A 14536-nucleotide genomic window follows, 5' to 3' on the forward strand; every position below is an offset into this window, starting at 1 on the left:
TTCGTCATGCATGGGCAAGTTTCATCTCACGGACATCTACGAATCGTCCTTTGATGGCTGCAGCTGCAGCCATAGCTGGACTCATTAAGTGCGTGCGAGATCCTGCGCCTTGGCGTCCTTCAAAGTTCCGGTTGGATGTCGATGCACATCTTTCTCCTGCTGGAACTACATCATCATTCATCGCTAAGCACATACTACAGCCAGATTCCCGCCATTCAAAACCAGCTTCCGTAAAGATTTTATCCAATCCTTCTTCTTCCGCTTGCTTTTTGACGGTGCGGGAGCCAGGTACGACAATTGCTGTCACGGAAGGATGCACTTTTTGTCCGGCAATTACTTCGGCGGCATTCCGTAAATCGCTTAGCCGTGCATTTGTACAAGAACCGATGAATACATGTTGAATGTCAATTTGTGTAAGTGGTGTCCCTTCAGAAAGCCCCATATAGGCAAGTGCTTTCTTCAAAGCTTCTTTGTCAGATTCATTCACAAAATCATCTGCTGAAGGTACATTTGCGCTAATGCCTGATCCCATTGACGGATTCGTTCCCCATGTGACGAACGGTTCGATAGCCGCTGCATCTATTTCCAGCGTCGTGTCGTAAACCGCCCCTTCATCTGTCGCCAATGCAAGCCATCCTGCAGCCGCTTCCTCAAAAGCAGCTCCTTTAGGAACGTACCGTCGATCTCTCAAGTAGTCCACTGTCGTTTGATCCGGGCTAATCAACCCCGCTTTCGCTCCAGCTTCAATGGACATGTTGCAAATCGTCATCCGTTCTTCCATCGTCATCGAACGAATTGCTTCCCCTGTAAATTCCACGATATGGCCTGTTCCAACATCGATACCGAATTTCGCAATGATTGCTAAGATGACATCTTTCGCAGTTACTCCAAATCCAAGTTTACCGTTGATGCGAATTTCCATCGTCTTCGGTTTTGATTGCCATAATGTTTGCGTTGACAAGACATGCTCAACTTCACTCGTACCAATACCGAATGCGATTGCACCGAAAGCACCGTGTGTAGATGTGTGGCTATCACCGCACACAATCGTTTTGCCGGGTTGTGTCAATCCAAGCTCAGGACCGATAATGTGTACAATTCCTTGGTCCGGATGTTCCATATCCGCCAGCTCAATACCGAACTCCTGACAGTTCCGCTCCAACGTCGTGATTTGCTTTTTAGCAATCGGATCTTGGATGATCGGTAAGTTCTTTGTCGGCACGTTATGATCCATCGTCGCGAAACAAAGATCCGGCCGCCTCACTTTCCGACCTGCCAGTCGTAATCCTTCGAATGCCTGTGGAGAGGTTACTTCATGCAATAAATGAAGGTCGATATATAACAGATCCGGTTTCCCCTGTTCTTCATATACAATATGTCGGTCCCAAACCTTCTCAATAATCGTCTTTGCCATTTGCGCTTCTCCTTCCATTTACACGTAAGAAAACATAATGCTATTTGAAACAGATTGTAGATCCAATTCTTCAATTACTTTATCCGTCCACTCTTTTGTAGATAGAACCCGATCGCTGCCACCGGACAAATCTGCTGTGTAATGTCCGTCCTCAAAAACGGTATCAATCGCTTTTTCGATTGTTGCGGCTTCTGTTTCTAGCCCGAACGAATAGCGTAACATCATCGCTGCAGATAAGATGGTCGCCGCTGGATTGGCAATGCCTTTACCTGCAACATCAGGTGCTGAGCCGTGTACCGGTTCATATAACCCGAACCCATCTGATCGCACACTCGCTGATGGCAATAAACCGAGCGAACCCGTAATAACAGACGCTTCATCACTTAAAATGTCGCCGAACATATTTTCCGTCACGATGACATCGAACGCTCCAGGATTTGTAATAAGCTTCATGGCAGCTGAATCGACAAGTTGATGTTCCACTTCAATATCTGGATAGCTCTTCCGCTTTTCATCGACAATCTCTCGCCAAAGCTTGCTCGATTCAAGTACGTTTGCTTTATCAACTGAAGTCACTTTCCCTCTGCGTAAGCGAGCAAGTTCAAAAGCTTTTTCTACAATACGTTCAATTTCCTCGCGTGTATAAACAAGTGTGTCCACTGCTGCCTTATCCGTTTTGCGACTCGGTTCACCGAAATAGAGGCCGCCTGTTAGTTCTCGCACAATCATCATATCGACTGCTTGAACGACTTCTTCCTTTAAAGGAGAAGCATGAAGCAAGGAGGGGACAGCTTTCACAGGACGCAAGTTGGCAAATAGGTCAAAATGCTTTCTGATGGCTAAAAGTCCTTTTTCTGGTCTCAGCTCAGAAGGGTTTTGATCCCACTTAGGTCCACCGACTGCCCCTAAGAGTATTGCATCACTCGATTCACAGAGAGCGATTGTTTCCTCAGGAAGCGGATGATTGAATTCATCAATCGCTGCTCCGCCAATTGAACCGTAATTGAAATGGAAATTATGATTAAATCGTCTTGCCACAACTTCGAGAACTCTGACAGCCGCCTCAGTCACTTCCGGTCCGATACCATCGCCTTGTAATACAGCTACTCTTTTTTCCATTGTTCTTCTCCTCCTTTTAAATGTGTACAGCCTTCCCATTACAAAAATCACAATTTTCAGTCTTAACTACTTAAAAATCTTTGTATTTTACACCTGACTGACCGGCTCAGCCACTTTCACTGAGTCCTTCACTAACTTTCGATTAATCGCGTTCAAATAAGCTTTTGCAGATGCTTCAAGTACATCTTGTGAAATATCTCTTCCTGTATAAGTCTCTCCGTTAAAACGTAAGTTGACGACTGCTTCCCCAAGTGCGTCTCGACCTTTACCGATTGACGTGACACGGTAATCCATAATGTTCACTTGCCCTTTGACAAGTAGCTCCAATGCATTGAATATCGCCTCTACTGAACCGGCGCCAGTTGTTGCAATAACGACATTCTCACCTGTTGGTACATTCGCAGAAACTGTGGCAGTCGGTACATTTGACGTTCCATATTGGACTTGCACATTCGTCAATTCATAAATGTCCGCATTCGCGTTTTCAATTTGCTTACCGGTGAAGAGAACGAACAAGTCATCTTCCGTAATTTCTTTTTTACGATCAGCAAGTTTCTTGAACGCACTGAATGCTTCGTTCAATTGATTTTCAGTCAAATCAAAGCCCATTGTAATTGCACGATCTTTAAATGCATGACGGCCTGAATGCTTGCCAAGTGCAAGCGGTGCTGTCGTTTCACCGATCAACTCCGGTGTAATGATTTCATACGTTTCACGATTTTTCAACATACCATCTTGATGAATTCCTGATTCATGGGCAAATGCATTTTTCCCGACAACCGCTTTGTTCGGTTGAATGACGACACCTGTAAGCTGACTTACCAACTGGCTTGTGCGCTTGATTTCCTGAAGATTAATGCCTGTTTCTAGTCCATAGAAATCTTTTCGAATATGGAGTGCAACAGCAATTTCCTCAAGCGCTGCATTACCAGCACGCTCACCAATTCCATTAATCGTCCCTTCAACTTGATCGGCTCCGTTTTCGATTGCCGCTATGGAATTCGCAACGGCCATCCCTAAGTCGTTATGACAATGGGCAGACAGTTTTACTCGATCAATGCCTGTCACATTCTCTTTCAAGAATTTAAATAACGCACCGTATTCCTGCGGAGTTGCATAACCGACGGTATCAGGAATATTAATTGTCGTAGCGCCAGCTTGGATCACTTGATTAATAATACGAACTAAGAAAGCTGGATCGGATCGAAATGCATCTTCTGCAGACCATTGAACAAGCGGAAAGAATTTTTTTGCATATTTTACTGCTTCCACTGCGATATCAACGACTTGATCGGGTGTCTTTTTGAGTTTGTATTCCATATGGATTGGCGAAGTCGCTAAAAATACGTGGAGATGTGGCTGTTGACCGCCTTTTAACGCTTCCCAAGAAGTATCGATGTCACTTTTCATCGCTCTTGCAAGCCCTGTCACTGTTGAGTTTTTCACGGTATTTGCGATTCTTTGTACTGCTTCGAAATCACCAGGTGAAGAAGCAGGGAATCCTGCTTCAATCACCGTAGCACCAAAACGTTCAAGTTGGCGGGCAATTTCCATCTTTTCTGCTGTATTTAAGTTAATGCCAGCGGATTGTTCACCGTCTCGAAGGGTTGTATCAAAGATGTCAATTTTGCGCACTACCCACCACTTCTTCCTGTTTTGTTTTCTTACCATCGTTTACGAAAGGCATCATTGCACGAAGTTTTTCACCGACCACTTCAATTTGGTGCTTCGCTTCTGATTCTTCATAGGCGTTGAAGTTAGGGCGACCGTTTTCGTTTTCGTCGATCCACCCTTTCGCGAACTTCCCTTCTTGGATATCTGTCAGGATGTCTTTCATGCGTGCTTTCGTATCTGCATCGACAACGCGTGGACCTGAAACGAAATCACCCCACTCAGCAGTGTCAGAGATAGAATAACGCATACCTGACATACCGCCTTCATACATCAAATCGACGATCAATTTCAATTCATGCATTGTTTCAAAATACGCTAATTCTGGTTGATAGCCCGCTTCTACTAATGTTTCGAAACCTGCTTTTACAAGTGAAGTTAATCCACCACAAAGTACTGCTTGCTCTCCGAATAGATCCGTTTCTGTCTCTTCTTTGAAAGATGTTTCAAGAACGCCTGCACGTGCTGAACCGATTCCTTTCGCATATGCAAGTGCTACATCTTTCGCTTGGCCCGATACGTCTTGATAGACCGCAAACAATGCTGGTACACCTGCACCTGCTTCGTATGTTCTACGTACAAGGTGTCCTGGCCCTTTAGGTGCAACGAGGAATACATCCACATCTGCCGGAGGAACGATTTGACCGAAGTGTACATTGAAACCATGTGCGAATACGAGTGATTTTCCTGCTGTTAATGCCGGTTTGATTTCTTCGTCATATACTTTCTTCTGTCTTTCATCCGGAAGAAGAATCATAATGATATCCGCTTGTTCAGCCGCTTCAGCAACTGTTTTCACTTCAAGTCCGTCTTCTTTTGCTTGGTCGAACGATTTACCTGGGCGTACACCAACTACGACATTAAATCCTGAATCTTTCAAGTTCTGCGCGTGCGCATGACCTTGTGAACCGTAGCCTACAACTGCAATCGTCTTTCCTTGTAAAAGTCCTTCGTTGATATCTTGGTTATAATACATTTTAGCCATTGGTAGTTCCTCCTTGGGTTTTGGGTTTAGTTTTTTTATAGAAAGGCTCGTTATGAATCTGACTACTCTTCACGTAGAACAGAAGGCCGCATGTTTATTATCAATTCTGACATATTAGTTTAAGCTAGTGACCTTCTCACTTGATTAGTTCTGCTACTGACTAGTTATGATCCGTTCACAATGCCTATTTCAAAATAGAAAGTTGTGGTGATGGGGCTTTTTGGTTTTCTCTTGTGAATGCTGTCGCCCCGGTTCTTGCCAATTCTTTAATGCCGTAAGGTTTGACGAGATCGATGAATGCCTCGATTTTTTCAGGTGTTCCCGTCACTTGATACGTTACGACATTTTTTCCTGAGTCAATAATGGTTGCACGGAATGGCTCTACGATGCTATTAATTTCTGCACGTGCATGAGGAGGTGAAACGACTTTCACAAGCGCCAATTCCCGCATAACAATCGCTTTATCGGTAATGTCATTCACTTTTATGACATCGATTTGTTTCTGCAGCTGTTTCACCAACTGTTCGATTTTCCGCTCATCTTCCACATGGACGATAAACGTCATTTTCGACATGCCCGCTTGCTCGGTATGGCCGACCGTAATGTTTTCAATATTGAACTGGCGTTTCATTAATAAGCCTGTCACGCGGTTCAATACACCACTTTGGTTAATGACCGTTACGGAAATAACTCTCTTCATACATTTTTCACCCCGATCATTTCATGAATGCCTTTACCTGGTGCAATCATCGGATAGACGTTTTCCATCATCTTCACTCTGCAATCAATGAGGACAGGTTCATCTGATAACAACGCTTCACGGAATAATTCTTCTGCATTGTCTTTTTTCGTAATGCGGTACCCTTTAATGTCGTATGCGCCTGCTAGTTTAACAAAATCCGGTTGTACAGGAATCAATGATTGAGAATACCGTTCGTCGTAAAATGTTTGTTGCCATTGACGAACCATTCCAAGTGCACCGTTGTTTAGAATGACGATTTTCACCGGAATTCTCATTTCTTGCAGTAAAGAAAGTTCTTGAGCGGTCATTTGGAAACCACCATCTCCGACGATTGCAATAACTCTTTTATCCGGCTTTGCGAGTTGTGCCCCAATCGCCGCTGGGAAACCGAATCCCATTGTCCCAAGTCCGCCAGAAGTGACCCAATGATCTGGATTGTTCAACTTGTAATATTGGGCTGCCCACATTTGATGTTGCCCGACGTCCGTCGTAACAATAGCATTTCCTTCCGTAATTCGGTGCACCATTTGAATGGCTTCTTGTGGCAAGATTTCATGCTCATCTTCGTTGTACCACAATGGTGCTTCTTCGGTTAATGCAGCCAAGTGTGCAAGCCAGTCAGCTGTATCAGGTGCTTTCATGTCTTGTTGAAGCAATGCTTGCAATGCTTCTTTTGCGTCCGCCACGATTGGAATCGCTGTCGGTACGTTTTTGCCGATTTCTGCAGGATCGATGTCAATATGGATGACTTTTGCGTTCAAAGCGAAGTGATTCAAGTTTCCTGTCAACCGATCATCAAATCGCGCCCCAATATTGACGAGTACGTCACATTCACTAATCGCCATATTGGCTGTGTAAGTTCCATGCATACCTGCCATCCCTAGAAACAGCTCATGATCGCCTGCAATACTGCCTAAACCAAGCAATGTATTGGTAACTGGAATCTTATTTGTTTCTACAAAAGTTTTCAATTCTTCCATTGCCTGACCGTGCAATACACCAGCGCCTGCAAGAATTAACGGTTTCTTCGCTGCCGAAATTGCTTCGACCGCTTTTTGTATTTGTAAGTAGTTAGGAGTTGTCGTCGGTTGGTAACCTGGCAAATTCACTTCTGCGCGACGTTCTTCTTCCGTCACAAAGATTTCAGTCGCAACGTTTTTAGGAATATCGACGACTACCGGACCACGTCTACCCGTCGAAGCAATATGAAATGCCTCTTTAATAATTCTCGGCAAGTCCGCCACATGTTGCACTTGGTAGTTATGTTTTGTAATTGGCGTTGTAATACCGATAATATCTGCTTCTTGGAAAGCATCCGTTCCGATGACTGTCGTTGCTACTTGGCCGGTAAATACGACGAGCGGCAATGAATCCATCATTGCATCGGTAATGCCGGTGACAAGGTTTGTCGCTCCAGGTCCTGATGTCGCAATGACAACACCCGGTTTGCCAGAGACGCGCGCATATCCTTCCGCTGCATGAATTGCACCCTGTTCATGACGTGCAAGCACATGGGGAATCGGATCCTTGTACAATGCATCGTAAATTGGTAAGACTGCACCCCCGGGATAACCGAAAATGACTTCGACACCTTGATCTTTCAATCCTTGAATCAAGACTGCAGATCCATCCATCGGTTGATTTTTCTGTTGCTCTTCCATGGGCTCAGGCGCCATTTCCGCAACTGCTTGCTTCGTTTGAACTTCCGCACTCATTTACAAACTCCTCCTAACTGATTTGTTCTACCGTCTATAAAAAAAGAAAAGCTTTTTCTCCCCACACAAAAAGACCTACTCTCTGTGTAAGGGATGAAAAAGCTTTTCATGGTACCACCCTTGTTTACGACTTGCGCCGCCTCATGAATGGATAGCAATCGTGAAACTGTAAGGTAGCTGTCAGTAGATGACACAGCCTAATTTCACAGATCGATACGATCCATTCTTTGCTAACGGGCTTTTATGCTAGCCCGGAATCGCCTACTTAGTTTCCTGTTCAGCCATCCACTCCGAGGTGATATCGCGAATAGTTGCATCGCCGGCTTCCAGCACGACCGGCTCTCTGGTAAATGCAAGACTCTATTCCCTTTTGCCTCATCATCGAGTTGTTATATTTTCATGACGCCGCCAGTGCTTGCGGACGTTACAAGTTTTGAATACCTTGCTAAGTAGCCTTTTTTAATCTTCGGTTCAAAAGGCTGTAGCGTTTCTCTACGACTTGCCAATTCTTCATCTGAAACTTGCAGTTCAATCGTCCGATTCGTCAAATCAATTGCAATGATGTCTCCATTTTGCACTAACGCAATTGGACCACCTTCTGCCGCTTCCGGAGAAATATGTCCGATCGAAATGCCTCGTGACGCTCCTGAAAAACGACCGTCCGTAATGAGTGCTACCTTCGTACCTAAACCTCTTCCTTGAATTGCGGAAGTCGGTGCTAGCATTTCAGGCATACCCGGTCCACCTTTTGGACCTTCGTAACGAATAACGACGACATGGCCTTCTTTCACTGTGCCATTATCAATGTTCTCTTGTGCAGCCTCTTGCGAATCAAAGACAATCGCTTCGCCTGTAAATTCTTTAATCGACGGGTCAACTGCACCGACTTTGATAACGCCACCTTCAGGAGCGATATTACCGAATAAGACGGATAACCCTCCAACAGGACTATATGGATTGTCTTTCGTCCGGATGACTTGCTCGTTCGTAATCTTATAATCTTGCACGTCTTCACCGATTGTCTTACCCGTAATCGTCAATCTGTTTGGATGAATCGCACCTGGTATTTTCGTCAGTTCGTTAATAATTGCACTGACCCCACCTGCTTTAAAAATATCATCCATCGAAATATCGGACGCTGGCATGATTTTCGCTAAATACGGCACACGCTCGGCAACTTTATTAATATCTTGGACACTATACTCAATTTCTGCTTCATGTGCGATCGCTAATGTATGAAGGACCGTATTTGTCGATCCACCCATTGCCATATCAAGTGCAAACGCATCATCAATTGCTTCTTTTGTGACAATGTCACGCGGTTTCACATTTTCTTTTACCATTCGTACTAAATGTTTTGCAGCATCTTTAATCAACTTATGACGTTCGTCTGAAGTTGCGACGATTGTTCCGTTACCCGGTAAAGCCAATCCAAGCATTTCCATGAGACAGTTCATGGAGTTTGCTGTAAACATGCCTGAACAGGAACCACAAGTTGGGCAAGCATTGTTTTCAATGTCGAGCAACTCTTCAGCAGACATCTTACCTGATTTAAATGCGCCAACTCCTTCAAATACAGAAGTCAGTGAAAGTTGAGCACCAGTAGCTGATACGCCAGCTTCCATTGGACCACCTGAGACAAAAACAGAAGGAACATTCGTCCGAACTGCTGCCATTAGCATTCCGGGTGTAATTTTGTCACAGTTCGGAATGTAGAACACGCCGTCGAACCAGTGAGCGTTAATGACCGTTTCAGCAGAATCGGCAATTAATTCACGGCTCGGAAGTGAATACCGCATTCCGATATGGCCCATTGCAATTCCATCATCGACACCAATTGTGTTGAATTCGAATGGGACACCACCCGCTTCCCAAATTGCTTCTTTTACAATCTCGGCAAATTTATTCAAATGTTTATGACCTGGAATAATATCAATATACGAATTGCACACACCGATGAAAGGTTTTTCCAAATCTCTCGTCTTAATGCCTGTCGCATATAGTAGACTTCTATGTGGTGCTCGATCGACACCTTTTTTAATCATGTCACTTCTCATAATATCTCTCCTAGTCCGCTCATCTATCAGCTTTCACAAAACTAATAGAAATATGAGAATCAACTCACATATCAAAATAGATTGTTGCTATCATATATCGGAACGCAACTGGAGTCAACCGTCTATTTTTAATTATTTCTCAATTACGAATTATAATAAAAAATGTATCCGCTTACATCTGCGATATATTGCATATCATAAAAAATATGACCATTTAAAAATATTTTTTTCAATGGTCACGTAAAAACAATTTCAACTCATCAATTAACAATTATTTGGTATAAAATAAAGAAATCTCGAACAGTCTGCAAAACAGAAAAAAACTCCATTCACCAATTTTTACATGGTAAATGAAGCATGAATCGGACAAGAATATTTACTCAGTGAACGCGTCTATCCGCCACCCTGCTTTCTTAACATACTTGTAGGTGACATGAAATGTTTCCGCGGTACGTGTTTCTCCAATCGGCACCGTCAGTTCAAACGTCATCTTTTTCTTCTTGCTCTTCAATACGCTCGCTGTAGCGATTTCCCACTGCAATACAGAACTAATTTCAACAACAGGTTGCGCCAAAATCCCATCGTGTTTAATAAATCCGTTCTCTTTCATAAAACGTTTTGCTTTTTTCTTTGTGACGTATTTGTGTAATTCGGATTTCAACTTCTTTTTTGTATTCACATGCTCCGCTAAAAAGCGATATTCAATCCCATTATGGGTAAACGTTTTGTACTCCCCTTCTTCGTACGTACCGCCAGCGAGTAGGGTATTACCCGTTTCTGCCCATGTAGTCGCCAACTCTACCGCATCTTTTGGTGTTAGAGCAACCGGATCCCTTTTCGTTCCACTTCCACAGGCAGTCAACAGGAAAAGGAGAATGACCACCCCTACCGTACAGACCTTCCTCAATACCATCGCCCCCCTGTCTTGCTCATACATTAGCGTATGAGACGGACAATGCGCGCATACACTTTGTATAAAAATTCACAGAGGAACATGTACCTTATCGGAGGATTAAGGTTCTCATCACACATTTCCATAAGCAGGATACGTTGCAGCGGCTTATTGATAATGCTGTTAGGGCGTATTTAAATGATTTTTTATAATTCCATCCCGACAAACTAGGTAGACCGTTTACATTTTGTTATATACCTTCTCATGTATAAAGTCTACAATATGCATGGCTCGGGAAGTTTTCGAAAGTCCCGCTCGCTCAACACCTACTTTCATCTGAAGTAAGCAACCTGGATTTGTCGTCACAATGGTGGTAGCTTTTATCCCCTTGATTTCTTCCATTTTCGACCTCAAAATTGTTGAGGCCATTTCAGGTTGAAGAAGATTATAAATACCAGCTGATCCACAACAAAGATGTGCGCTAGGCATTTCGATGAAGTACTTACCACTTAGCGCTTTAACGATTGCTCGGGGTTCCTCTTTTACACCGTTTACATTGCGTAAGTGACAAGAATCTTGATACGTAACAATTTCGGTAGACGTTTCAATTCCTTCTAATTCATTAATAATGCCCAGTTTGACGAGCAATGTCGTAATGTCAATTTGCTTCGCCACAAACGCTTTCGCTTGTTCGTAATAGGGAGAATCAGACGTCACCAATCGGTCATACTCATACAGAAACGCACCGCATCCACCTGCATTATTTACAATATAATCGACTGAAGACAAGTCAAAAGCACTGAGATTCTTTTCAGCATTGCGTTTAGCACGCTCCATCTCCCCACTATGCCCTTGCAACGCTCCACAACATTGTTGGCCTTTGGGAATGACAACTTCACAGCCAAGATATTGCAGTAGTTCAATCGTATGACGGTTCGTTTCTTGGAACATCGTATCCATGAGACAACCTGTAAAAAACGCAACTTTTGTCGTTCCTATCCTTTTGGACAATCGTATCCCTTCGGATTTAGAAGGCGCAGGCAATGCCTTTTCCATGTCTTTCATAAATGGTGGGAACAGTTCCATGAACCCGACTTTACGAATGACTTTCTGCAAACCTGACTGTTGGTAAAAGGTTAGTAGTTTTACCGCTGTTTTCATTTTCCTTTGATCTGCAAAGAGATGATCAAATGCACCTTTTCTAATGGCTTTCTCTTTCACTGATTGAGCTTTCACATCTAAGATCGCCTCTCGCGTTTCCTCAATCAACGTTCCATATTGCACACCTGCGGGACAAGCTGGCTCACAAGCGCGGCAGCCTAAACACAAGTCAAAAGCCTCCTCAATGGAACCATCCCATTGCACAAGTCCATCTCGTACCGCTTTCATTAAAGCAATTCGACCACGCGGCGACTGTGTTTCATCAAAATCCGAATGGATATATGTCGGGCAAGCCGGTAAACAAAAACCGCAACGCATGCAATCCATTAACCGATTTTCATCCACATGTGTGACAAACGCTTGCTTGTATTGTTTCGCTTTACTGTTATTCATTGTGCACAACCACTCTTTTTTTCGTTGATTTGGCGAATATCTTTCCTGGATTCATGATGTTTAATGGATCAATTGCCTGCTTGATCCCTTTCATCGTTGCAATACCCGCCTTGCCTATTTTCCATTCTAAATAGGGGGCTTTCATCTCCCCTACTCCGTGTTCGCCTGTAATTGTGCCTCCTAACGAAATCGCATAGTCGAAAATGTCAGCGAAAGCCATCTCTACTCGCGCCATTTCCTCTTCATCACGCGTATCTGTAAGAATGGTCGGATGTAAATTTCCGTCACCAGCATGTCCAAACGTACAAATGAGCAAGTTATGTTTTACCGCAATTTCTTGAATTGCCTTCACCATCTTTGCAATTTCAGAACGGGGAACGGTCGCATCTTCCAATATTGTCGTAGGACGTTTTCGGGCAAGTGCAGACAAAGCAACTCTTCTCGCCACACTTAAACGATCTGCCTCTTCTTTCGTTTGAGCAAGCTGAGTCGATATCGCGCCTTGCTTCATGCATAATGTATGTACAAATTCCATATCCCGTTCGACAACTGTCGGATCGCCATCTTGTTCAATTAAAAGCATCGCCTCACAATTTGTCGGAAGACCAATTTGCATGAATTCTTCTACAGCCGTAATTGTTCCTTGGTCCATGAACTCAAGTGTTGCCGGCACAATTTTTGCCGCAATAATCGATGAAACCGTTTCTGCAGCCCGCTCAAGTTTGTCATAAAAAACGACTAGCGTCTTTTTCGTTATTGGCGCAGGAAGCAAGCCTAGCGTAATTTCCACAATGATCCCAAGTGTTCCTTCAGATCCAACAAATAAGCTCGTCAAGTCGTATCCTGCAACATCCTTAGCCAGTTTTCCACCCGTCTCAAGCAACTCACCACTCGGCAAAACGACTGTTAACGATTTTACATAATCACGTGTTACGCCGTATTTTAATCCACGTAAGCCACCTGAATTCTCACTTACATTTCCACCAATTGTGGAAATACTCATTGAGCTAGGATCTGGCGGATAAAATAACCCCCGTTCAGCTACTCTTTCATTTATCTCCTGCGTAATCACACCGGGTTGAACAGTTATCGTCAAATTCTCTTCATCCAGTTCTAAAATTTGATTCATCCGATTAAATAAGATGACAACCCCTCCCGAAGTCGGTGTTGTGCCTGCCGCCAAGTTCGTTCCTGAACCACGTGAAACAATTGGAATTCGATGTGCTGAACAAACTCTGACAATCTGTTGCACCTCTTCAATCGACGACGGAGATAAAACGATGTCAGGTAACGCTTGGAAATTAGCAGTCGCATCGTAGGAATATGCCAGTAACTGTGCTGTTGACGTCTTTGCATATGCAGAACCTGTTATGGCAATTAACTGTTCCTTCACTTGTTTTTCCAATGAACAACCTCCTCAATATTCTTATTAATACAAACAATTACCATTAGTATAACGATAGATTATGTATGTCACAAACAGAAACTAGACAATGCATGTTTATCATTCCTATCTTTACAATCGTACTCTTTCGTATCCGTGGACTGCGCTACATCCATTTTCCATAAATGGATCTATTCTATAGACCACTTACGCAATACGCCCGTCAATGACGCTTAATTGTCGATTTCCAAGCGACAGCATGCTGAAAATAATTATTCCAATGTCGTGATTTGTCGAATCGTTCATTCGAAACGATTTGTCTGGTAAAAAATATGAAATGACAAGCATTTTCTCATTTGAATCAATCATCTCTCATTATTTTCAGAAGAATCTTTCGACATTTTTCGCGCATTCACAACCTGTGGATAACTTTGTCCACATACTCCACTTTGAAACACTTGGATTCCCACTGTTACAAACAAGTTAACCACAACTTATCCACGTGCAACTGTGGATAACGGAACAGTTGTTCTTCCTCCTTTTATTTGGTAATGTATAAGTACAAACTTATAACGTATGCATTGACGAATGAACTTATGCAAAGGAGGTGTGTAAAATTGACAAGATTATCGGACGATTTATTGATGGATTCCTATCAAAAAGCAAAAGCCTTGAAGCTTTGTCCGAAATTCATACAACTATTAGAAACTGAAATCCATCGTCGCTCTTTGCAACCACGCTGTACAAATTCTTGTAACAACAAAAAAAAGACGCCGATGTAAAATGGACAAGCAATGGTTCATTGTCAGTCAGATAACTACATGCGTATAGATTGTTGGATCAAGATGAAGGCGACCTAAGACAAACCTTCGTCTTTTTTTATTGCCAACTACTATCGCTTTGCCGTAATAGAAAATAAACCGCGTAAGCCCAGTGCTATGATGCTTGGCTTTACGCGGTTTTTGTTGCTGCCTGAACGTTGAGCAGCAATTATGCATAGTGA

12 protein-coding genes are annotated in these 14536 nt (G+C 43.3%); 1 reads left to right on the top strand and 11 read right to left on the bottom strand.

What is annotated here, in order from left to right:
- Positions 1-4: 4 nt before the first annotated feature.
- The 11 genes from leuC to ACVHUV_RS17885 all read right to left on the bottom strand — a co-directional run bounded on the left by leuC (position 5) and on the right by ACVHUV_RS17885 (position 13902).
- Positions 5-1414: a 3-isopropylmalate dehydratase large subunit gene (gene leuC, locus ACVHUV_RS17835; RefSeq protein ID WP_462085504.1), complete on the bottom strand. Its 1410-nt coding sequence runs from the start codon at positions 1412-1414 to the stop codon at positions 5-7.
- An 18-nt stretch (positions 1415-1432) separates the two neighbouring features.
- Positions 1433-2533, bottom strand: coding sequence for a 3-isopropylmalate dehydrogenase (gene leuB / locus ACVHUV_RS17840; RefSeq protein ID WP_462085505.1), 1101 nt, complete (start codon positions 2531-2533; stop codon positions 1433-1435).
- An 87-nt stretch (positions 2534-2620) separates the two neighbouring features.
- Positions 2621-4168: a 2-isopropylmalate synthase gene (locus ACVHUV_RS17845; RefSeq protein ID WP_317942611.1), complete on the bottom strand. Its 1548-nt coding sequence runs from the start codon at positions 4166-4168 to the stop codon at positions 2621-2623.
- Complete coding sequence (gene ilvC / locus ACVHUV_RS17850) at positions 4155-5189, bottom strand: ketol-acid reductoisomerase (protein WP_317942409.1); 1035 nt, start codon at positions 5187-5189, stop codon at positions 4155-4157. The genes ACVHUV_RS17845 and ilvC overlap by 14 nt, the downstream gene beginning before the upstream one ends.
- Positions 5190-5373: 184 nt before the next feature.
- On the bottom strand, positions 5374-5889 hold the full coding sequence (gene ilvN, locus ACVHUV_RS17855) for an acetolactate synthase small subunit (RefSeq protein WP_317942408.1): 516 nt from the start codon (positions 5887-5889) through the stop codon (positions 5374-5376).
- Positions 5886-7607: an acetolactate synthase large subunit gene (gene ilvB / locus ACVHUV_RS17860; protein WP_462086945.1), complete on the bottom strand. Its 1722-nt coding sequence runs from the start codon at positions 7605-7607 to the stop codon at positions 5886-5888. Before ilvB ends, ilvN begins: the two co-directional genes overlap by 4 nt.
- Before the next feature lie 428 nt (positions 7608-8035).
- Positions 8036-9703, bottom strand: a complete 1668-nt coding sequence (gene ilvD, locus ACVHUV_RS17865; protein WP_371389091.1) for a dihydroxy-acid dehydratase — start codon at positions 9701-9703, stop codon at positions 8036-8038.
- A gap of 376 nt (positions 9704-10079) precedes the next feature.
- A complete protein-coding gene (locus ACVHUV_RS17870; RefSeq protein ID WP_317942406.1) occupies positions 10080-10610 on the bottom strand; it encodes a DL-endopeptidase inhibitor IseA family protein in 531 nt (176 codons plus the stop codon).
- 225 nt (positions 10611-10835) lie between these two features.
- Positions 10836-12149 carry a (Fe-S)-binding protein gene (locus tag ACVHUV_RS17875; RefSeq protein ID WP_462085506.1) on the bottom strand — a complete coding sequence of 438 codons (1314 nt, stop codon included), beginning with the start codon at positions 12147-12149 and terminating at the stop codon, positions 10836-10838.
- A complete protein-coding gene (locus ACVHUV_RS17880) occupies positions 12142-13554 on the bottom strand; it encodes an FAD-linked oxidase C-terminal domain-containing protein (RefSeq protein ID WP_462085507.1) in 1413 nt (470 codons plus the stop codon). Before ACVHUV_RS17880 ends, ACVHUV_RS17875 begins: the two co-directional genes overlap by 8 nt.
- 186 nt (positions 13555-13740) lie before the next feature.
- Positions 13741-13902, bottom strand: a complete 162-nt coding sequence (locus ACVHUV_RS17885; RefSeq protein ID WP_462085508.1) for a hypothetical protein — start codon at positions 13900-13902, stop codon at positions 13741-13743.
- Positions 13903-14150: 248 nt separating this feature from the next.
- Between ACVHUV_RS17885 and ACVHUV_RS17890 the strand changes: the two genes are divergently transcribed.
- Complete coding sequence (locus ACVHUV_RS17890; protein ID WP_317942403.1) at positions 14151-14315, top strand: sporulation histidine kinase inhibitor Sda; 165 nt, start codon at positions 14151-14153, stop codon at positions 14313-14315.
- Positions 14316-14536: the final 221 nt, after the last annotated feature.

Source organism: Sporosarcina saromensis, from assembly GCF_054901285.1.